Source organism: Acinetobacter sp. 251-1 (genome assembly GCF_030329305.1).
Classification (GTDB): Bacteria; Pseudomonadota; Gammaproteobacteria; order Pseudomonadales; family Moraxellaceae; genus Acinetobacter; species Acinetobacter piscicola_A.
The window spans coordinates 182,742-203,551 of record NZ_JACANS010000004.1 but is presented as its reverse complement, the minus strand read 5'-3'; the positions used below and the strand labels follow the sequence as shown (position 1 = coordinate 203,551).

Genomic DNA, 20,810 nt, shown 5'->3' with positions numbered 1-20,810 from the left:
TGAATGGGAAGATGTGGGTTTAGGTTTTTATTGAGTCATCATAATAAATACATTTGTAATGAAAAAATGATGGGCTTTTATTATACGTTTAGATTTTAAATGGTTTATAAATACATCTCTTTAAAATAAATTCATGAATTATATGTTAAGATGAGCGTTATTCATTTTTTACTCAATGTATTACATCTGTCTAATTGGATTTGCTCATGTTGGAAATTCGCCATCTGAAAACTTTAATTGCTTTGCGTGAGCACGGGTCACTTGTTGCAGCAGCAACTGATTTATGTTTAACACCTTCTGCAATTTCTCATCAACTCAAAGAGTTGGATCATTGGTATGGGATTGAAATTGTGAATCGGCGGACACGACCTGTGACATTTTCCAATGTTGGGCAGCGTTTGTTGAAACTTGCAGATGATATTTTGCCGCAAATTCAAATTGCACAAACGGACATCACACGCATTGTACATGGACAAACGGGACGCATTATTTTCTCTTCAGAATGTCATAGTTGTTTTGATTGGTTAATGCCTTTGTTGAATCAGTATCGTCAGCAATACCCTGATGTAGATCTAGATTTCGCTTCAGGTTTTGAGGCGAATCCACATGAATTATTGCAAATCGGTGAGTTCGATTTATTGATTACTGCTGATCCAATTGCACTCAAAGGGATTGAATATTTTCCAATTTTTGAATATGAGTCACGTTTAGTTTTGTCTAACACGCATCCTTTAGTCCGTGCTGAAAATATTACGGTGCAAGAGCTTGCTGAAGAAACTTTAATTACTTACCCAGTGGATAAGCATCGTCTAGACATTATGGCAAAGTTGTTTTTACCTGCAAATATCCAACCAAAACAAGTACGAACAACCGATTTAACGCAAATGTTGATTCAATTGGTTGCGAGTGGTCGTGGCATTGCTGCTTTGCCAGATTGGGTGGTGAATGAATATGAACAGAAGGGCTGGGTAACATCCAAGCGTTTGAATTGTGTATCAGAAAATGGCTTGCGCCGTACTTTATATGCAGGTTATCGTATTGATGAAAAAGAAAAAAGCTATTTTGAGGGGTTTTTAAAACAGCTCGATCGTTTTTCAAAAAAACGTGTGATTTATTATTCTGCTTAGAGATGTGATTGCAAATCACCAAGCAAATATAAATTTTGATCAGTTTTTATTTGCTTGGGTGAAATATATTCATGTTTATTGTGTGGGTTTGGATTGTGTGTTTTTAGCTAAAAATGCAGAGATTTCTTTGCCAAATTTCAAAGGTTCAGTGATTAAAGGAGTGTGTCCTGAGTGCTCAAAGATAATACTTTGTGCATTCGAAAGTTGATTGACGATGCGTTTTTGTCCTTCAGAAGGATATAAAGTTGATTGTTCACCAATAAAAAATGTGGTTGGACAGTCCAGTTGTGCAAGGGCAGCCCGATAATCTTCCTGATGATTGAGATAATTGTCGATATACCAAGTCATATAATCAAGGCGTCGAATCGGGAGTAAATGCTTTTGTAATTGTGGGCGCCTCAGTGCCAGATTGAAAATAAACGGACTGACTTTATTACTGCCTTGAATTTTAATAAAATTAATCCACATTTGTACCAATTCAGTACGGGGTTCAGCAGGTAACTCATCTACAAAGCGATAGTTTTGGTATTGATGCAAAAAGTCTGAATAATCTTTAAGAAAACGTTTGAATTTTAAATGTTTTTTGCCAAATAAACCAAATTTCCAAGACGCATCTGTGGTGATTTTTGGGGTTTGGTCAATATGTAAATAAGCTTTGAGTTTTTCTCTTAAGTTGCCATATTGCATGCCATGCATGGCTGTGGTTGCCCCCATTGAATAAGCAATCACAATAAAATCATCGAGTTGCATTTGTTCAATCAGGCTGTCAATGTCATGCCAATGATTATGAATGGCATCAAGCTCTTGAGGAATTTTACAGGTGCGTGAACCGCCAAAACCACGCCAATCGGGGATAATAAATTTAAATTTTTTGATATTGGGAAGTAAAAACGGAAGCCATTGCCAGCTTTGCATGCCTAAACCAGACAGAACCAATACGGGTTCACCTTGTCCAATTTCTCGGACAAATAATTTTTCACCATCAGGCATTGTATAGTGTGGCATAGTAATCCTTAAGTTTTTTCTTTGTTTTCAAATTCTTTGAGTTGAGGGATGAGTTGACTGAGCCAATCAATCCAGCCATTTTCTAGATCAATTCCCAATTGTAAAATCATTTTATGAATATATAAAGTTCGATCTTGTGGGTCTGCATGAGCAAAGTCTTTATTGAAAATTTGCTGATACAATTTTAAATTTTCTTGATGTAACAGTAAATGACGCTCTAATTCAGGCAAAATGGTATTGCCTCCAAATTGTGCCTCAAGTCTTAATCGCACCATAATTTCTTCACGAAGCTGTGCAGGTTCACCTTGTTTGACCATCCATTCGGTTAACTCTATACGTCCAAGTTGTTCAACCTGATAAGTTTTTTTGCGTCCTGTGTCGGCTTGATCTTCTAAAGTGGAAATCCAGCCTTTTTTCAGCATGCCACTTAATTCACGATAAATTTGTTGGTGTGTGGCATTCCAGAAAAAGCCCATAGAGCGGTCAAAACGGCGTGCCAACTCAAAACCTGTACTCGGTTTTTCAATCAGACTCGTCAATAAAACATGGGCTAAAGACATTTGAGTAATATTTCGCACATAAAATGGGTGTAAATTCATTATGCAACATGTTGCATAAAAATCAAATCTCGATTATAAATAAATTGCATTATGCAACTTGTTGCATTAAAAATTAACTGAGAAATTATAAATATTAGCCAGCGAAAGCACGCCAAGGAGTTCACATGTCTAATTACCCGCATTTACTTGCGCCATTGGATTTAGGCTTTACCACTTTAAAAAATCGCGTATTGATGGGTTCTATGCATGTAGGGCTTGAGGAAGTTGACGGTGGTTATGATCGTATGGCTGCATTTTATGCAGAGCGTGCAGCAGGTGGCGTTGGGTTAATTGTAACAGGTGGAATTTCACCGAATGATCACGGTGTAACCTTCTTTGGTGGCTCTAAACTTGATACGTTGGAAGAAGCAGAAAAGCATAAAGTGATTACACAGGCAGTACATGATGCAGGTGGGAAAATTGCCTTACAAATTTTACATACGGGTCGTTATTCTTATCAGCCTGAAAATGTTGCACCATCAGCCATTCAGGCACCAATTAACCCAACCAAACCACATGCTTTAACTTCGGCTGAAGTTCAGCAAACCATTGCTGACTTTGCCAACTGTGCCAAGTTGTCACAAATTGCAGGCTATGATGGTGTTGAAATCATGGGTTCAGAAGGTTATCTGATCAATGAATTCATTGCAGCACGTACTAATCATCGTGATGATGAATGGGGCGGTAGCTATGAAAACCGTATCCGTTTCCCGATAGAAATTGTAAAACGTACTCGTCAAGAAGTGGGTGAAAACTTCATTATTATCTATCGTTTATCCATGCTGGATTTGGTCGAAGGCGGCTCAACTTTAGAAGAAGTGATTCAGTTAGCGAAAGAAATTGAAAAAGCAGGCGCAACCATTATCAATACAGGAATTGGTTGGCATGAAGCGCGTATTCCGACCATTGCGACCAAAGTACCGCGTGCAGCATTTACTTGGGTGACCAAAAAATTAAAAGGTTCTGTGAATGTACCTTTAATTACCTCAAACCGAATCAATACCCCTGAAATGGCTGAACACGTTTTGGCGCAGGGCGATGCAGATATGATCTCAATGGCACGTCCAATGCTTGCCGATTCGCACTTTGTGGCAAAAGCTGAGCAAGGTCGTGCAGATGAAATTAACACCTGTATCGGTTGTAACCAAGCCTGTTTGGATCATATTTTCTCAATGAAAATAGCAACTTGTTTGGTCAACCCTCGTGCATGTTATGAAACTGAACTCATTTTTAAAGAGAGTGCAACAGTTAAAAATATTGCAGTGATTGGTGCAGGTCCTGCAGGTTTAAGTTTTGCGACCTACGCTGCTGATCGTGGGCATAAAGTCACGATTTTTGAAGCATCCAATCAGATTGGTGGTCAGTTTAATATTGCCAAAACAATTCCTGGCAAAGAGGAATTTTATGAAACTTTACGTTATTTCAAACGTAAAATTGAGCTTCAGCCAAACATTAAATTGGTGTTGAATCATACGGCAACCTATGAAGAACTCAGCGCTGAAAATTTTCATGACATTGTGGTTGCAACAGGGGTTACACCACGTCATTTAAATATTGAAGGTATTGATCATCCTAAGGTTTTAAGTTACATCGACGTGCTGCGTGATCGTAAAGCTGTGGGTCAAAAAGTGGCAATCATTGGTGCGGGCGGGATTGGTTTTGATACTGCGGAATATCTTTCTCATGTAGGTGAGAGCGGCAGTCTGAACCCACAAAAATTCTATGATGAATGGGGTATTGATACCAACTATGCGCATGTCGGTGGTTTAAAAGTCCCTAAAGTTGAGCAATCACCACGTGAAATTTATTTATTGCAACGTAAAACTAATTCAGTCGGTGCGGGCTTAGGTAAAACCACAGGATGGATTCACCGTACAGGCTTGAAACATCGTCATGTCAATATGATTCCGGGTGCAAGCTACGACAAGATTGATGATCAGGGTTTACATATTACTGTGGCTGATAAAGTCATGGTACTGGATGTAGATAATGTCGTGATCTGTGCAGGACAAGAATCTTATACGGCTATGTTTGATCAGCTCCAAGCAGATGGTAAGTCTGTACATTTGATTGGCGGTGCGAAAGAAGCAGGCGAGTTGGATGCCAAACGTGCCATTCGTCAGGGTGCTGAATTGGCGATGGTGATTTAGTTTTTTATACCTCTCTCTTGCGAAGTACACTTCTCATCTCCTGAAAGGAGAGAGGACTTCATTAATTTTTTAAGAATCTCCCTTAACCCCTCTTTAAAAAGAGGGGAAAGCTCCGTTTTATTAAAGTTATAAAATTCGTGGAGCTCCTCCCTTTTTTAAAGGTGAGAAGCTTGCTTCGCAAGGGGAGGGATTACTGTTCAAAGGATATCAAAAGGACATTAAAATGAGCTATACCAATACCAAAAACGCCTTACAAAAATGGCACGACATGATTGCAACGCGTGATATGAGTATTTTGAATGAACTATTGGCAGATGATGTGATTTTTCGTTCGCCTGTCGCATTTAAGCCCTATGAAGGTAAGCAGGTTGTGTATTTTATTCTGACGAATGTAATTCAAGTATTTGAAAATTTTACTTATCATCGCGAGTTCTTCACTGAAGATGAGCAAAGTGTTGTTTTAGAATTTTCAGCTGTAGTCACAGAGAAGCAACTCAAAGGAATCGACATGATTCGTTTTAATGAGCATGGTCAGATTGTTGAATTTGAAGTCATGATTCGTTCATTAAGTGGTTTACAGGCATTGGGTGCCCAGATGGGCGAGCGTTTTGCAAAGTATCAACCATCATGATTTGATAAATCTGTTTTGTTTAAATATTTTTACATGAAATGATTTTGAGATTGAGCATGTATGCGTACATGCTCAATCTCATTGATAAACGATCACTTATAACACACCTGTAATTGAATTATGAATGATTTTGATGTGATCAGTCATAGGAAATCAAAATGTCTATTCTGAATTCTGCATTAAATAAAGCAATACAACTCACGCAAACTGTACTTGATCAAGTGACAGGTGCAGAGCAACCGAAATTGTATTTTAACCCACAAGGTGGAATGTCGAAAATAATTCCACAGTTATCGCAACTGCATGATAAATATCGACCTACGCTGTGGTTGGTCAATACACATGTACATCTTTTGTATTTCGACTTAGTCAAGAAAAAAACAGTCAAATTGGATTACGACCGAATCGATCAGCTGACCATGCAAGATGGTGGTATTACCGCAGTCGCGTGGTATGGCTATGATTTACCACACGATACGCCAACCATTGTGATCATGCATACCATTACAGGAACGCCTGAAAGTATGTGTGAGTTAGTCAAAGATTTGCATGAACATACTGGGTGGCGCATTGCATTGTGTCTGCGCCGTGGTCATGCAGGCTTACCGATGCCTGTAGCACAAATGTCGATTTTTGGTTCAACTTCTGATTTAAAAGAGCAATTAAATTTTATTCAGGCACAATTTCCACAATCTGAGCTATATGCTGTCGGCTCCTCCGCAGGAACAGGATTGTTAGTGCGATATTTGGGGGAAGTGGCTGAACATACACCCTTTAAAGCTGCATTTGCCTTGTGTCCCGGCTACAACACGAAAGATGGTTTTGAAAATGTACATCCTTTCTATAGCAAAGTGATGACAAAAAAACTATTTAAAGCCTTTATTCAGCCCTATGAAAGCACATGGCAACACACTCAATCGATTTCACTGGTGCTTAAAACCAAAACTTTACAAGAGTTTCAACAACATTATTTTGAAATGGCAGGTTTTAATGATTATGAAAGTTATGACCAAGCCATTAATCCTATTTATGTGTTCGAAAATGTGAAAATTCCACTGATGATTTTAAATGCAGAGGATGATCCTATTTGTTCAATTAAAAATTTTGAACCTTATAAGCAGATTGTACAAGAGATGCAAAACATCGTAGTTGTGACGACAAAGAAAGGCAGTCATTGTGGTTATTATGAAGGTTTAAATACCAAATCATGGGCAGCGAAGTTGATTGCGGATTTCTTAAAGCAATTTTAATGTGGTCTTAAAAATTTCAGTTGAGCTTATGGCATATCCATGACAACAAAAAAACCAGTCACAATAAAGAGACTGGTTTTTTTTGTGCTGATGAAAAAAGCTAAGCTTAATTTTTCAAAGCAGGTGTAGCTGCAGCAATTGCCGCAGCAACAGCATCATCTTCAGTTTGTGCAGTACCTGAGCTTGCTTTTGGTGCAGCAGGTTTTGGTTGCTCAGCACGTGCAGTTTCGACAGGTGCAGGTTTTGCCTCAGGCTTTGGTGCAGCAGGTTTCGGCTGTTCAGTACGTACAGTTTCAGTGTGTTGAGCAGGACGAGGTTGTTCAACACGTGGTGCAGGCGCAGCAGTTGCTGGTTGTGCAGAATGTTGAGTTTGTGCTGTTTCAGACGAGTGAGTATTCACTTGTTGTGAAGGCGCATCTTGACTCACTTGCGGTTGATCATTTTGATCATGTTCAGCAGTTTCAAGATTTTCAAACTCAGCAGGCTGTTGTGCAGGTTGCTGCGTTTGCGTTGTTTCAACTTTTTCAGTTTCATCGTTTTTAGGTTCTTCTTTTTTCACACATGCTGTTAAAACAAGACCTGTTGCAATTAAACCACAAATTAAAAGTTTCTTATTCATATTGACACAAAATATAGCTTCTAGAGAGTAAGCCTATTATAACAGTAAAATTAGAGATAAAAATCATGTACTGTAATGTTAATTTTTGATTGGAAATGCTGATAGAATAGCCAATTGTTTATTGTTCTATGAATTGATGTGAATTGACTTTGCTTTCTAGGTACAAGGTAAAGTAAAATCGCACAACATTGTAGGCCAATTTAGGCTCCATTGTACGAGAAACTTAATGACCCATTTTATATTCGTCACTGGTGGTGTTGTATCATCACTAGGTAAAGGTATTTCAGCTGCTTCAGTTGCTGCACTTTTAGAAGCCCGTGGTTTAAAAGTGACCATGGTCAAAATGGATCCATACATTAATGTCGATCCAGGGACTATGAGCCCATTCCAACACGGTGAAGTTTTTGTTACAGAAGACGGAGCTGAAACGGACTTAGATTTGGGTTATTACGAGCGTTTCTTACGTCGTGCTAAAATGACCAAATTGAATAACTTTACCTCTGGTCGTGTTTATCAGGATGTTCTGAACAAAGAACGTCGTGGTGATTACTTGGGTGGTACAGTACAAGTTATTCCACATATTACGGATAATATTAAAGAGCGTGTACTTCGTGCTGGCGAAGGCTATGACGTTGCGATTGTTGAAATCGGTGGTACAGTCGGTGACATTGAATCTCTCCCATTCATGGAATCTGTACGTCAGTTAATGGTTGAACTTGGTCATAAACGTACTATGCTCATGCATTTGACTTTATTGCCATATATTAAGTCTGCGGCTGAGTTGAAAACTAAACCGACTCAACATTCTGTAAAAGAATTATTGTCGATTGGTATTCAACCTGACATTTTGATCTGTCGTACAGAACATGATGTCGATGCAGACACGACCCGTAAAATTGCATTATTCACCAATGTGGAAGCACGTGCAGTTGTGGTATGTAAAGATGCCCGTTCTATTTACCAAATTCCACGTACATTCTATGAGCAAAATGTTGATGATTTAATCTGTGAACGTTTTGGTTATGACAATTTGCCAGAAGCGGATCTTTCAGATTGGGACAATGTGGTCGAAGCATTGTTAAATCCGGAATATATCGTTCGTGTTGCGATGGTGGGTAAATATGTCGAACTTCCAGATGCATATAAATCTGTGAATGAAGCACTTTTACATGCAGGTATTCAAAACCGCGTTAAAGTTCAAATTGACTATGTCAATGCAGAAGATCTAGAGGGTCAAAACCCTGCTGAAGTATTGAAAGATGCAGATGCAATCCTCGTTCCGGGCGGTTTTGGTGAACGTGGTACTGAAGGCAAAATGAAAGCAATTCAGTTTGCACGTGAAAATGGTGTGCCATTCTTGGGTATTTGTTTAGGGATGCAATTGGCTGTGATTGAGTTTGCTCGTCATGTTGCTAATATGCCTGAAGCAACGTCTACAGAGTTTAATCGTTCGACTAAATTCCCGCTGATTGGTTTAATCACTGAATGGTTAGATGAGCGTGGCGAAATTCAACATCGTTCTGTAAATTCTGACCTTGGTGGAACGATGCGTCTGGGTGCTCAAAAATCAGAATTGGTTGAAGGGACTAAAACGCGTGAAGTTTATGCCAAAGCAGAGATTATCGAGCGCCATCGCCATCGTTATGAAATGAATGATCGTTTTATTCCAGTGATTGAACAAGCAGGGATGAAAATTTCAGGTTATTCAGCAGATCAACATCTAGTTGAAACTGTGGAAATTCCTGAACATCCTTGGTTTATTGCGGTACAATTCCACCCAGAATTTACCAGCTCACCACGTGATGGACATCCATTATTTGCAAGTTTTATTGATGCTGCAAAAAAACAGTATCAAAAAAGCAAATAAGCGAGCAAAACATAACTAGGAAGTTTAAATGTCACAATTAAAACCACAAGAAATTGTACGTTTAGGCGATATACAAATGGCAAATCATTTGCCATTTGTACTATTCGGCGGAATGAATGTACTTGAGTCGAAAGACTTAGCTTTTGAAATTGCAGAAACCTATGTTGAAATCTGTAAACGTCTAGACATCCCTTACGTTTTTAAAGCGAGCTTTGATAAAGCTAATCGTTCGAGTTTATATTCGTTTCGTGGTCCAGGCTTAGAAAAAGGCGTTGAATGGTTAGCAGACATTAAAAAGCATTTTAATGTGCCGATCATTACTGATGTTCACGAACCTTATCAAGCTGCACCCGTTGCTGAAGTTGCTGACATTATTCAACTTCCTGCTTTTTTAAGCCGTCAGACTGATCTTGTTGAAGCGATGGCAAAAACTCAAGCCATCATTAACATCAAAAAAGCACAATTCCTTGCACCACATGAAATGCGTCATATTTTGAATAAATGTTTAGAAGCAGGCAATGACAAACTCATTTTATGTGAACGTGGTTCAGCATTTGGTTATAACAACTTAATTGTTGATATGCTTGGCTTTGACACCATGAAAGACATGAATGTTCCAGTCTTCTTTGATGTGACACATGCTTTGCAAACACCAGGCGGTCGTGCTGATTCAGCAGGTGGACGCCGTGCACAAATTACCACATTGGCACGTGCGGGTATGGCGACAGGTTTGGCAGGTTTATTTCTGGAAGCACATCCAGATCCTGAACAAGCGAAATGTGATGGACCTTGTGCATTACGTATGTCGCAACTTGAGCCATTTTTAGCACAGTTAAAAGAATTGGATACTTTAGTCAAAGGATTCAAAAAGTTAGATACGCATTGATGCTTTGTTTTTAAGCATCTTATTATTAATCAACTGAGGAAATATTCATGAGCCAAATCGTTGACATTCGTGCACGTGAAATCTTGGACTCTCGTGGTAACCCAACCATCGAAGCAGACGTAATTTTGGACTCTGGCGTTGTAGGCCGTGCATGTGCACCATCTGGTGCTTCAACTGGTTCTCGTGAAGCTTTAGAACTTCGTGACGGTGACAAAGCACGTTACTTAGGTAAAGGTGTTCGCACTGCAGTTCAAAACGTAAATGGTCAAATCAAAGACTTATTAAAAGGTCAAAACGTATTTGAACAAAAAGCAATTGATGACAAAATGATTGCGCTTGATGGCACTGAAAATAAAGAAAAATTGGGTGCTAACGCAACTTTGGCGGTATCACTCGCTGCTGCTCGTGCTGCATCTGCTGAAAAGAAAATTGAATTGTTCCAATATATTGCAGACTTACGTGGTCAAACAACGTTGTCTATGCCTGTTCCAATGATGAATATCATCAATGGTGGTTCACATGCAGATAACACTGTAGATATTCAAGAATTCATGATCGAGCCAGTAGGTTTCACATCTTTTGCTGAAGCTTTACGTGCAGGTGCAGAAATTTTCCATTCTTTAAAATCTGTACTTAAAAAACAAGGTTTAAATACAGCAGTGGGTGATGAAGGTGGTTTTGCACCTAACCTTCGCACAAACGAAGAAGCGATTACTGTGATTCTTGAAGCAATTGGTCAAACTGGTTATAAAGCAGGTTCTGACATCATGCTTGCACTTGATTGTGCATCTTCAGAATTCTATAAAAATGGTCAATATGTACTTGCAGGTGAAGGCAACAAAGCATTCACAAGCAACCAATTTGCTGACTATTTAGCAGGTCTTGTGAAACAATATCCAATTATCTCAATTGAAGATGGTTTGGATGAGTCTGACTGGGAAGGTTGGGCTTACTTGACTTCTATCCTTGGTGATAAAATCCAATTGGTTGGTGATGACTTGTTCGTAACTAATCCTAAGATTTTACAACGTGGTATTGATGAGAAAATCGGTAACTCGATCTTAATCAAATATAACCAAATTGGTACGTTGTCTGAAACTTTAGACGCAATTTACCTTGCTAAAGCAAATGGTTATACAACTGTAATTTCTCACCGTTCTGGTGAAACAGAAGATTCTACAATTGCAGATCTTGCTGTAGGTACTGCTGCTGGTCAAATCAAAACGGGTTCACTATCACGTTCTGACCGTATTGCGAAATATAACCAATTGCTTCGTATCGAAGAGTTAACAAATGCAGTTTACCGTGGTAAAGCTGAATTTAAAGGTTTAAATTAATCGTTACTGGTTGATTTAGATTAAAGAGCCACCCTGAAAAGGGTGGTTTTTTATTATTTGTACAATATTTGTCAAATTAAGTTTTACGAAATCTACAATTAGCACTGACTATATTTTAAAAATTTTTTGGCTCATTTAATTCAAATATTTCATTCTTATCATTCAATGTAATGTATTAACATAATAGTTGTTCGCTACACCGTAAAATGATGGAACTAAGCCAAATTTATGCATATTGGCATTAGTAATTCAGGTTTTTGGAGAAAATAGTGGCTTTTTCACTTTATTGTTTAATTAACGAAAATTCAAATCGCTTTTCAATAGAATTTTTTGAAAAGGAATTAAAGAAGTATTTTTTTAAAATGGAGGGATTAAGTCTTAGTTATGAGGAGGATCCATTTGACTCTTCGAATATACATTTATTGCTTTCTTGGGAAGGTTGGTGGATTAGATTTTTTTATGAAACTGGTCAACATGTAATTGATGATTCGGTAGAAATTGCTAAGCATGCTAAAAAAAATCTATCTAGTGAAATTTCTAATATTGATAAAAGAATTATTGTTAGATTTGCTGATGATGAATCAAAGATTTATACAAATCATATAATTTTGATGATGGATTATTTACAAGATATTCCTAATATAATTATATTTAACCCTCGAACTAAAAAATTTATAGTCAGTTAATCATAATTTTAAACAATAAAAATTACTTATTGTACGTAGTTGATATAAATTCAAAGATAATCAAAATATTCTCATTATGTGATAAGAACAATTGCAGCTTAATCGGTTGTATATTAAAGTCCAATTAGTACGTTAGATAGCGGATTAAAATTGACTTATTGATGTTATATACAATCTTATACCATTCAGTAAAAGTTAATTAATATAAATTTAAAGTTTGCCTTGCCTTATCTTACAGTGAAAAGTTTAAATTCCTATGCGTAGGCGATGCCTTACTTTTCAGGGATAAAAAGTAACAAAAATCCTTTGTTAGACATGAGAAGCGAAGCTTCGCAAGATATCCCCTTGTCTAACGGCGACATCCCTGTCGCCTCACGATAGCATGATCCTGTTTAAAGCAATTGGTGCAGAAAAGCAAAAGTGGCTGAGTCATATGTAGTTAATTTAACAGATTGGTATTAAATTCAAAATGAATGGATTTAAAAGTGATATTACATTGTGCTATACCATTTTGATTGATTAATTTTATCAAGTAAAAATCAGAAATATCTTGATTCTTATCCTTTTGCATATTTACCACAGTAAAGCGTTCTCCATCCCTCTGATTTGATGTATATTGAACGCATAATTCAAAGTTGCTCTTAACCCACATACACTATGCCAGAAGTCCTCAAATCAACTTCAAGTAAAATTATCCTTGTTATTGCATTGATCATTGTTGCAGTACTCCAATACCGTTATTGGTTTGGTGAAGGGGGATATTTTCCACACCAAGCACTACTACAGCAAATACAGCAACAAACCGAAGTCAATAATGAGCTAAAAGAGCGCAACCGCATTTTAGCAGCAGAAGTGTATGACTTAAAAAATGGTGCTGAAGCCATAGAAGAACATGCTCGCCTTGACCTCGGTTTAATCAAGCCTCATGAGACATTTTTACAAATCAGCACGCTTAGTACGCATTATAAACCGATTTATATCGATCCAAATGCAGATGTAGATAACAGAACCAATGAAGATGAAGATGCAGAAACCATCCCTCAACAACCGTAAAATTTGGGCAATTGTTCCTGCTGCTGGGTCTGGAAGTCGGTTTTCAAAAACAGAATTAAAACAATACCAACGCATTCAAGATCTCACTGTTTTAGAACATACCGTAAATCGTCTGAATCAATTGCCTTTGGCAGGTTGCGTCTTAGCTGTCAGTGAACAAGATGATGTTGCTCGTCAGCTCAACTTTGAGAAGAATGACAATATTCATTTTTGTTTGGGTGGAAGAGAGCGAGTAGATTCGGTTTTAAATGCATTAATCTATCTGAGCGATATTGCCGCACCTGATGATATCGTCCTTGTTCATGATGCTGCACGACCTTGTGTGACAGTAGAATGTTTAAATGATCTTGTATACACAGTCACTCATCTTGCCACGAGTGCAATTTTAGCGATTCCTGTAAGAGATACTTTAAAACGTGTTGTACAGCAGCAAGAAATCCAACAGACAGTCAGTCGTGAATATCTGTGGCAAGCACAAACCCCGCAAGCTTCAAGCTTAAGCCAACTGAAAAATGCCATTGAAACAGCATTAAAGAATGACGTTGTCATTACAGATGAAGCCAGTGCTTTAGAGTTTATGGGGGAGATTGTACAGGTTGTTCAAGGTCGTTCTGACAATTTGAAAATTACTTATCCTGATGATTTAGAATTGGCACGTTTGATTCTAAATGCACAACATGGCAAAACTGCCTAAATCAAAGAAATATACAGGGAAGGCGCTGTAATCTTGGCTATTTCTCTTTATAATTTTGTTTCCCCGTTTTTGTTGTAGAAAATATCATGCCACCGAATGAGCAATATCGCTTTCTACGGCAGTCTGTAAGAGATGGTCGTAGTTTTAATGAAAGTACATCAAGATGGGATAAATTACATTTAGATCCGTGGTTATTGGTATTTTTGATTATCAATACAATTCTGGGTTTGTTAATGGTTTATAGCGCCTCGGATCAAGATGTTGGAATGTTAGTGCGTCAAGGTTTGAGCTTTGTTGTTGGCTTTATTCTACTGTTCCTGTGTGCGCAAGTTCCCCCAAAAGTTTATCAAGCCATTAGCCCATGGTTTTATGGTATTGCAATTTTATTGCTGATTTTGGTGTTGCTGGTGGGTGATGTTCGATTAGGGGCAAAGCGTTGGTTGACCCTACCGGGGATCGGGAGTATGCAACCAAGTGAATTCACTAAGTTTGCAATGCCGATGATGATGGCATGGTATTTTTCGCGACAACCTTTACCACCTAAATTTAGACATGTGATCGGTGCGCTGATCTTGATGGTTGTGCCTTTTGGCTTAGCATTATTGCAACCCGATTTAGCGATAGGGATTGTCATTGGTGGTGTTTTTGCGTTATTTCTTAGTGGTATGTCGTGGACATTAATCATTGGTGCGATTGCAGCAGCAGGCATGGCCTTGCCTTTAGTGTGGATGTTTGTTTTACAAGCGTATCAAAAGAAACGTATTTTAACTTTGTTTGATCCTGAGTCGGATGCTTTGGGCGCAGGTTGGAATATTATTCAATCTAAAATTGCCATTGGTTCAGGGGGATTTACTGGCAAAGGTTACTTAGGTGGAACCCAATCACAGTTGGGCTATTTGCCCGAACATCATACTGACTTTATCATGTCAACTTATGCAGAAGAATTTGGTTTTATCGGTGTTTTCTTATTGTTTGTATTATATGCAGCAATTATTTTTCGTTGCATGATGATCAGCCTAAATTGTTTCCATAATTATGGTCGAATTTTGGCAGGAACCATTGGTTTATCCTTATTTTTCTTTGTTTTTGTGAATTCAGGTATGGTCAGTGGCATCTTGCCTGTGACAGGTGATCCATTGCCGTTGATGAGCTATGGTGGAACGGCTGTCATTACACTGTTAGCGAGTTTTGGGATTGTCATGTCGATTCATACGCATCGATAATCAACAATAAAATGGGGATATTCAGACAATATCCCTATTTTTTTGCAAAATAAATTGAAACTGTGGTTTATTTCATATAATTATTTATTAAAAAATAAAAGGAAATTTTGATGCTTCGCCAATTGTTATGTACAAGCACGCTTATTTTAAGTGGTTTAATTTTTACTACTACCTATGCAGCACCAACGCAACTGGATGGTGTGCAAACACAAAGATCACACGTCAGTCAAAATCATCAAGCAGATTTTAATTTATTTATCAGTTTGATGGAGCAAGTTGACATGCAAAAAATGACGATCATGGCAGAAGAAGACAATGAAAATATAACACAAGAGCAGAAAGCACAAGTGGCTGACGTAATCAAGAATTTACAAGCGTTAAGCCAATCTTTAGCTCAAGCTCAATTTATTACAGTTGAAGGTCAAAAAGTTCAGGCTGCTTTTATGGCTTATAATGATGATTCAATTTATTTACTAAAAAATCAACAGAAATGGGAAAATGATCAAAAACAGAAAGAAAAGTCAATAGCACATTCAATGCAATTAAATCAAACTTTAATCGATGCTTTGCAAAACTTAAAAGTGCTTGCAGGGCAAGAATGATATGCTGAAATTATACCTATGTGGCTAAATTCAAAAACTTTATATCCTTGCTATTACTGCCATCATCAGCATTTTAAACACGATATTTCAAGTTATGCAGATGGTCGGATGCTGTGTAAAGATTGTGTCAGACATATCATTGTGAGTAGTGAAAATTTAAATATTGTGGCGCAATGGGTATTACAACAAATCGAAAATTTAGGCTTTAAATTTACGCGAGGTTATACTCACGTGAGCCTCATCAGCAAAGAAAAAATGAAAAATTTGGGTTTTGATCATGCAGAAGGTTTAGCAACCAATACCGTGAGTCATCATCTATTTTTGCAAGATCAACATATACATGCACAAATCAATGTGATTTATGGGATGCCTACGGCAAATTTGGTTTGGGTGCTGAGTCATGAGATTGGCCATGTTTTGGTATCACAACGCCAATATAAATTTAACTCTATGGCACAGGAAGAAGGGTTTTGCCAGCTCATGGCTTTATTGGTCAGTCAAAAATCACAAAACCCTTTAATGCCTAGAGTGTTACATAAAGAGTTCAATAATCCTGATCCAATTTATGGCGGGGAATTGAGAAAAGCCTATGCCCAATACCAACAACAAGGCTTTTCGGTCTATTTTAAAGATTTTATTTAAGCGTTAAAGGGTACATAGGTATAGACTAAACCATAAGAAACAGCCGCAATTAGAGTGGCTAGGACAATTTTTTTAAATTTAAAATAAATACCAATGAGCACCAAAAAACCGATCAGCATGGCAAAGCTTTTATTGGGTGTTTCAATTAAGGGAGGCAAGGTAGCAACGACTAGCATAGAACTAATAGCTGCAATCCCGATGCTACCCAAAGCTATTTTTAACCATGTTGCACCACGTGCTTGCTGATTTTTTTGACTTTTTTGAATGACAAATAATGGACCAAAACGTGAAGCGAAATTGGCAATACCGACAATAATTCCGACTAAAATAATTTCTAGATCCACATTATTCTCCTGAATGACTGATGGCAATTTCATCATGTTGTTTTAATACATAATGTTTAAATATTCTTGCAAATATTCCTGCAAGTATGCCAATAAAAATCGCAGCAGATAAATTGATCAGATAACACGAAATTGCGGCAACAAGCAAAGAGACACAAACCACAAGCGTATGTTTCTTTTCAAAGGCAGCCAATAAAAAACTGAGGAAAAGCGCAGGCAGTAAGAAATCGAGTGCAGCTTGTAAAAATTGAGGTAAATTGGCAACTTGGTCTGAAAATAAACCACCTAAAAGGGAGCCTAAAGCCCAAGACATCCAACTAAATAGGCTTAAACCCAACATCCAAGATTCTGACCATTCTTGGCGTCTTTGTGATAGTTTAATCATACCTGCGGCAAAAACTTCGTCGGTTAAGCCCCATGCCCAAACCGCAGTTTTCTTTAAATTTAAGCGATCTTGAATCAGGTTTTGCAAAGCAGGGCCATATAAAACATGACGAATGTCCAATGCAATCACGGTAAGTGCAGTCATCCAAATAGAGGTGCCACTCCCTAGCAATGCCACCACTAAAAATTGACTGGCGCCAGCATACATAGAGCAGGATAGAAACAAAGCTTCCCAAGGCGTAAAGCCAAATTGGGTTGCAGATACACCAAAAGCAAAAGACACAGGCAGATAAGTAAAAATAATCGCTTGACTATCTTTAGCACCTTGCCAAAAACCTGCAGGTTTGACGGAGGAAGTTGTGTGTTGGGACACGTAACACCTAATTGGGAGTATAAAACAAAAGGTAAAATCAAGATTGTGTATTGTACCCGAATTTACTAGCATAGTGCTCAATTGTTTAATTTGGCGATGTGCTATGTTTGCGGTGAAATTTCCTTTGTTGCTTAAGTCAGGCTTAATACTTGGTATTTTGCTATTACAGGGCTGTGGTCATTCATCTTCTGAGCCAAAAGAACCGATTCAGCCTGCACCAAAGCTGAGTAATGATGCAACGGCATATGCACAAGAAGCATGGAAATTACTGAATGATGTAGAACCTTTTGTGTATCGTAAACAGTTGAATTTAATAGAAGAAAAAGTCAGGAAGCCGATTCGAAAACTCAGTACTGACTGGCGAATTAATGTCAAAATGACAGATTCTGTGACGGAAGGAAAATACGCTTTGTGTCGAAAATCTTTAACGAGTTTGGATAATTTTGCACGTGCAACACTTGAAAAAGATCATGCATTGAGTCAGAAAAAAGCAGATTACGAGCGTGATAAAGCACAATGTAAAGATGCAATTGATAATCCAAATTTAGGCAACACCAAAGCTTACACTAATTTATTTTAAAATAATGGGTTACTGAAAAAGAAGAGATAAAAATGCGCTGATAGAGCGCATTTTTAATTTATTGAGTCGGTAATAATAATACGGGGTCTTCTATCGTATAACCTGTTTCAAAAGGAATACCCAGATATTTTACAGTCACCAGAACTTTATTTTGTTGAGGAATCAGAAATTGCTGTGAGATTGTTAATTGCTGCTGATATGCAGTTGCTTGTTGTTGTAAGCTTTTAAAATTTTGATTTTTCACATGATAGGTATAATGAAACTCAGGTTGTTTTTGTTTGGGATCATACCAAACTGGGACATGTTGAATCGTTTTTTTGTTAATCACAATACGATATTGAGAAGATGTGGCAGTTAATGGTTGTAAACGCTTTGTGATTTTGGCAAGTTCTTGATTAAAGCGAGTATCCTCCTGATCATAATCAATTTTTTTCGTTTTAGGATGGATATATAAAGAATTAACTTGGATCAACTTGTTGGGCTTAGCATTATTTTTAAACTGATAATAATACAATTGTGGCAGTCGACCACGTTCATCTTCATAGTGTTTAAGCAAATAAACTTTCTGCTCTTTGGCTTCGTAGCCCAAAACTTCAATCGTTTGTGGACCACCCACTGTGGCAAATACAGGTAAAGAACAACTAAGACAGCTTGTAAATATTAACTTTTGCGTAATATGCATATTTTTTTACTCACATTTAAATCTGACTTTGATCCTGTCAAAAAATAACCAATAGACCATGGATATAATGTAGATGTTTTGCATCAAATCAGGATGAATTATTGGCTGTGTAGGGGATTAAAACAGCATCATCAATCACATATCCCGGTTTCATAGAGTATCCCTAGATATTGAACAATCGCAAGAAAAGTATTGTGTTGGGTAATATGATATGCACCAGTGACATTTAATTCAGCATGGTGATAGCTGACAATTTTTGCACTGAACAGAACAGCTTTTACAATTAAATCTTAGTCTAGTTTGCATTATGGATGTGAAAATAAAAGAGGATTTTTCCTCTTTTATTTAAAATGATTGTACAAGATAAGGTATAAATAAAATTAAAACTTTTCAGCAGCAGCTAAATTCCACATTCTAAAATAGAAGTTTTCTTCATCTTTATTTTCACATGAAAGTAATTCGCCATCTTTCATCCAAAAATGTAATTGTGCATAGTTTTTAATTTCACGGTCATTGATACGTTGAGCTAAGTGGTGCGGTTTAATTTCGGTTGGATGCTGTAAACCTGCCGCTGCGATCATTTCAGCTAAAGCTTTGAGCGTATTTTGCTGGAAATGGAAAACACGTTCTGACTTTGTTGGCACATCTAAGGCTTTTTGGCGTTCTTTGTCTTGTGTTGCAACCCCGACAGGGCATTGATTTGTATGGCAACTTTGCGCTTGTATACAGCCTACAGCAAACATAAAGCCACGTGCTGAATTCACCCAATCTGCGCCCATCGCCATGGTACTTGCAATATCAAAAGCAGAGATAATTTTACCACTGGCACCAATTTTTATTTGCTCACGTAAGCCTGCGCCGACCAAAGTATTGTGAACAAAAAGTAAGCCTTCACGTAATGGTGTCCCCATGTGGTCAATTAACTCGATTGGAGCAGCACCTGTACCTCCCTCAGAACCATCAACCACGATAAAATCAGGCACGATTTTAGTGGCAAGCATGGCTTTAACAATACCCATAAACTGCCAAGGTTGTCCGATACACAGTTTAAAACCCACGGGTTTTCCATTGGATAATTCACGTAATTTTTGAATGAAATGCATCATTTCAATTGGGGTGCTAAAAGCAGAATGTGACGCTGGTGAAACACAGTCTTCATCGCGTGAAACACCACGAATTTGGGCAATTTCTTCACTGATTTTATTTTTAGGTAAAATTCCTCCATGTCCAGGTTTAGCACCTTGTGAGAGTTTGATTTCAATCATCTTAATCACAGGGTTAGCGGCTTGTTGTTGAAATTTTTCAGGATCAAATTTCCCATCTAGAGTTCGGCAACCAAAATAACCACTGCCCAGTTCCCACACAATATCCCCACCATTTTCAAGATGATAAGGACTTAGGCTGCCTTCGCCTGTGTCATGGTAAAACTGCCCCATTTGAGCACCTTTATTCAATGCACGGATGGCATTCGCACTGAGACTGCCAAAACTCATTGCTGAAATATTCATGATTGAGGCACTATAGGGTTGCGAACATTGCTCATTACCAATATGGATCCGGAAAGTTGTATGATCAGCAGGGTGGCAAGGTGCTAAAGAATGGGTCAGAAAACGGTAATCTTGTTGATAGACATCAATGATTGAGCCAAAGGGTTTGTCGGCATTTTCGTTTTTTGCACGTTGGTAAACTAGACTGCGTTGTGACCGTGAAAAAGGTAGTGCATCTTCATCAGATTCAATGAAATATTGACGAATTTCAGGACGGAAACTTTCAAAGAAAAAGCGGAAATGTCCCATAATGGGGTAGTTTCTGAGAATCGCATGTTTACTTTGAAGAATGTCATAAATCCCGACACCGCTTAGTACAATACTGATGACCCATGCAATATTGAGTACTGTATCGGAAAAGAAATAGTAAATAAAATGGGACTCATGTAAAAAAATCGTCCATGTCAGATAAATTGCGATGAATAAACACAAGAACCAAACAGAATAACGTGAAAAGAAAGTATTAAAAAATTTACTTCTTATTGCTTGAGCAGGGCTTGCCATAGGAATAGTTTGTCCAACTTAATAT

At 37.8% G+C, this 20,810-nt stretch carries 21 protein-coding genes; 14 read left to right on the top strand and 7 right to left on the bottom strand.

What is annotated here, in order from left to right; translation table 11 throughout:
- The first annotated feature begins 206 nt into the window (after positions 1-206).
- Positions 207-1,127 (top strand): LysR family transcriptional regulator, encoded by a 921-nt coding sequence (locus HX129_RS04675; protein ID WP_286433762.1) that lies wholly within the window; start codon positions 207-209, stop codon positions 1,125-1,127.
- A gap of 75 nt (positions 1,128-1,202) precedes the next feature.
- Here HX129_RS04675 and HX129_RS04670 read toward each other — a convergent pair whose 3' ends face one another.
- Both HX129_RS04670 and HX129_RS04665 read right to left on the bottom strand, forming a co-directional pair.
- Positions 1,203-2,132, bottom strand: a complete 930-nt coding sequence (locus HX129_RS04670) for an alpha/beta fold hydrolase (protein WP_286433764.1) — start codon at positions 2,130-2,132, stop codon at positions 1,203-1,205.
- Between the two features lie 8 nt (positions 2,133-2,140).
- On the bottom strand, positions 2,141-2,692 hold the full coding sequence (locus HX129_RS04665) for a PadR family transcriptional regulator (RefSeq protein WP_174493581.1): 552 nt from the start codon (positions 2,690-2,692) through the stop codon (positions 2,141-2,143).
- Between the two features lie 164 nt (positions 2,693-2,856).
- Here HX129_RS04665 and HX129_RS04660 point away from each other — a divergent pair, with 164 nt between their 5' ends.
- The 3 genes from HX129_RS04660 to HX129_RS04650 all read left to right on the top strand — a co-directional run bounded on the left by HX129_RS04660 (position 2,857) and on the right by HX129_RS04650 (position 6,762).
- Positions 2,857-4,881 carry an NADPH-dependent 2,4-dienoyl-CoA reductase gene (locus tag HX129_RS04660; RefSeq protein ID WP_130073369.1) on the top strand — a complete coding sequence of 675 codons (2,025 nt, stop codon included), beginning with the start codon at positions 2,857-2,859 and terminating at the stop codon, positions 4,879-4,881.
- Between the two features lie 223 nt (positions 4,882-5,104).
- Positions 5,105-5,512 carry a nuclear transport factor 2 family protein gene (locus tag HX129_RS04655; protein WP_286433767.1) on the top strand — a complete coding sequence of 136 codons (408 nt, stop codon included), beginning with the start codon at positions 5,105-5,107 and terminating at the stop codon, positions 5,510-5,512.
- 158 nt (positions 5,513-5,670) lie between these two features.
- Entirely contained in the window at positions 5,671-6,762 is a 1,092-nt protein-coding gene (locus HX129_RS04650; protein WP_286433769.1) for a YheT family hydrolase, read from the top strand.
- A gap of 106 nt (positions 6,763-6,868) precedes the next feature.
- Here HX129_RS04650 and HX129_RS04645 read toward each other — a convergent pair whose 3' ends face one another.
- Positions 6,869-7,381 (bottom strand): internalin, encoded by a 513-nt coding sequence (locus HX129_RS04645; protein ID WP_130073372.1) that lies wholly within the window; start codon positions 7,379-7,381, stop codon positions 6,869-6,871.
- Between the two features lie 226 nt (positions 7,382-7,607).
- On the opposite strand from HX129_RS04645, the gene pyrG reads away from it, so the two are divergent.
- The 9 genes from pyrG (at position 7,608) to HX129_RS04600 (ending at position 16,371) form a co-directional block, all read left to right on the top strand.
- Complete coding sequence (pyrG, locus tag HX129_RS04640) at positions 7,608-9,248, top strand: CTP synthase (RefSeq protein ID WP_130073373.1); 1,641 nt, start codon at positions 7,608-7,610, stop codon at positions 9,246-9,248.
- A 28-nt stretch (positions 9,249-9,276) separates the two neighbouring features.
- Positions 9,277-10,134 (top strand): 3-deoxy-8-phosphooctulonate synthase, encoded by an 858-nt coding sequence (gene kdsA / locus HX129_RS04635; RefSeq protein ID WP_174492531.1) that lies wholly within the window; start codon positions 9,277-9,279, stop codon positions 10,132-10,134.
- A 47-nt stretch (positions 10,135-10,181) separates the two neighbouring features.
- Positions 10,182-11,471: a phosphopyruvate hydratase gene (gene eno, locus HX129_RS04630; RefSeq protein ID WP_286433773.1), complete on the top strand. Its 1,290-nt coding sequence runs from the start codon at positions 10,182-10,184 to the stop codon at positions 11,469-11,471.
- Between the two features lie 269 nt (positions 11,472-11,740).
- Positions 11,741-12,157, top strand: a complete 417-nt coding sequence (locus tag HX129_RS04625) for a hypothetical protein (protein WP_180045742.1) — start codon at positions 11,741-11,743, stop codon at positions 12,155-12,157.
- 657 nt (positions 12,158-12,814) lie between these two features.
- A complete protein-coding gene (locus HX129_RS04620) occupies positions 12,815-13,210 on the top strand; it encodes a septum formation initiator family protein (protein WP_130073377.1) in 396 nt (131 codons plus the stop codon).
- Positions 13,182-13,904, top strand: coding sequence for a 2-C-methyl-D-erythritol 4-phosphate cytidylyltransferase (gene ispD, locus HX129_RS04615; protein WP_286433776.1), 723 nt, complete (start codon positions 13,182-13,184; stop codon positions 13,902-13,904). Before HX129_RS04620 ends, ispD begins: the two co-directional genes overlap by 29 nt.
- Positions 13,905-13,990: 86 nt before the next feature.
- The gene (gene rodA, locus HX129_RS04610; protein ID WP_130073379.1) at positions 13,991-15,127 is read left to right on the top strand and encodes a rod shape-determining protein RodA; all 1,137 of its coding nucleotides are present in this window, start codon (positions 13,991-13,993) and stop codon (positions 15,125-15,127) included.
- Positions 15,128-15,237: 110 nt separating this feature from the next.
- Complete coding sequence (locus HX129_RS04605; RefSeq protein ID WP_286433778.1) at positions 15,238-15,729, top strand: hypothetical protein; 492 nt, start codon at positions 15,238-15,240, stop codon at positions 15,727-15,729.
- 18 nt (positions 15,730-15,747) lie between these two features.
- Entirely contained in the window at positions 15,748-16,371 is a 624-nt protein-coding gene (locus tag HX129_RS04600) for a protein DA1 (RefSeq protein ID WP_286433780.1), read from the top strand.
- Here HX129_RS04600 and ygaH read toward each other — a convergent pair.
- On the bottom strand, positions 16,368-16,715 hold the full coding sequence (gene ygaH / locus HX129_RS04595) for an L-valine transporter subunit YgaH (RefSeq protein ID WP_286433782.1): 348 nt from the start codon (positions 16,713-16,715) through the stop codon (positions 16,368-16,370). The two genes, HX129_RS04600 and ygaH, sit on opposite strands and share 4 nt — an antisense overlap.
- A 1-nt stretch (position 16,716) precedes the next feature.
- On the bottom strand, positions 16,717-17,472 hold the full coding sequence (locus tag HX129_RS04590) for an AzlC family ABC transporter permease (RefSeq protein ID WP_286433784.1): 756 nt from the start codon (positions 17,470-17,472) through the stop codon (positions 16,717-16,719).
- A 103-nt stretch (positions 17,473-17,575) separates the two neighbouring features.
- Between HX129_RS04590 and HX129_RS04585 the strand changes: the two genes are divergently transcribed.
- A complete protein-coding gene (locus tag HX129_RS04585; protein WP_130073384.1) occupies positions 17,576-18,052 on the top strand; it encodes a hypothetical protein in 477 nt (158 codons plus the stop codon).
- Between the two features lie 58 nt (positions 18,053-18,110).
- Here the strand turns inward: HX129_RS04585 and HX129_RS04580 are convergent, their stop codons facing one another.
- Positions 18,111-18,734 carry an aminotransferase gene (locus tag HX129_RS04580; protein ID WP_174492537.1) on the bottom strand — a complete coding sequence of 208 codons (624 nt, stop codon included), beginning with the start codon at positions 18,732-18,734 and terminating at the stop codon, positions 18,111-18,113.
- A gap of 380 nt (positions 18,735-19,114) precedes the next feature.
- A complete protein-coding gene (locus tag HX129_RS04575) occupies positions 19,115-20,785 on the bottom strand; it encodes an FMN-binding glutamate synthase family protein (RefSeq protein WP_286433786.1) in 1,671 nt (556 codons plus the stop codon).
- Between the last annotated feature and the right edge of the window lie 25 nt (positions 20,786-20,810).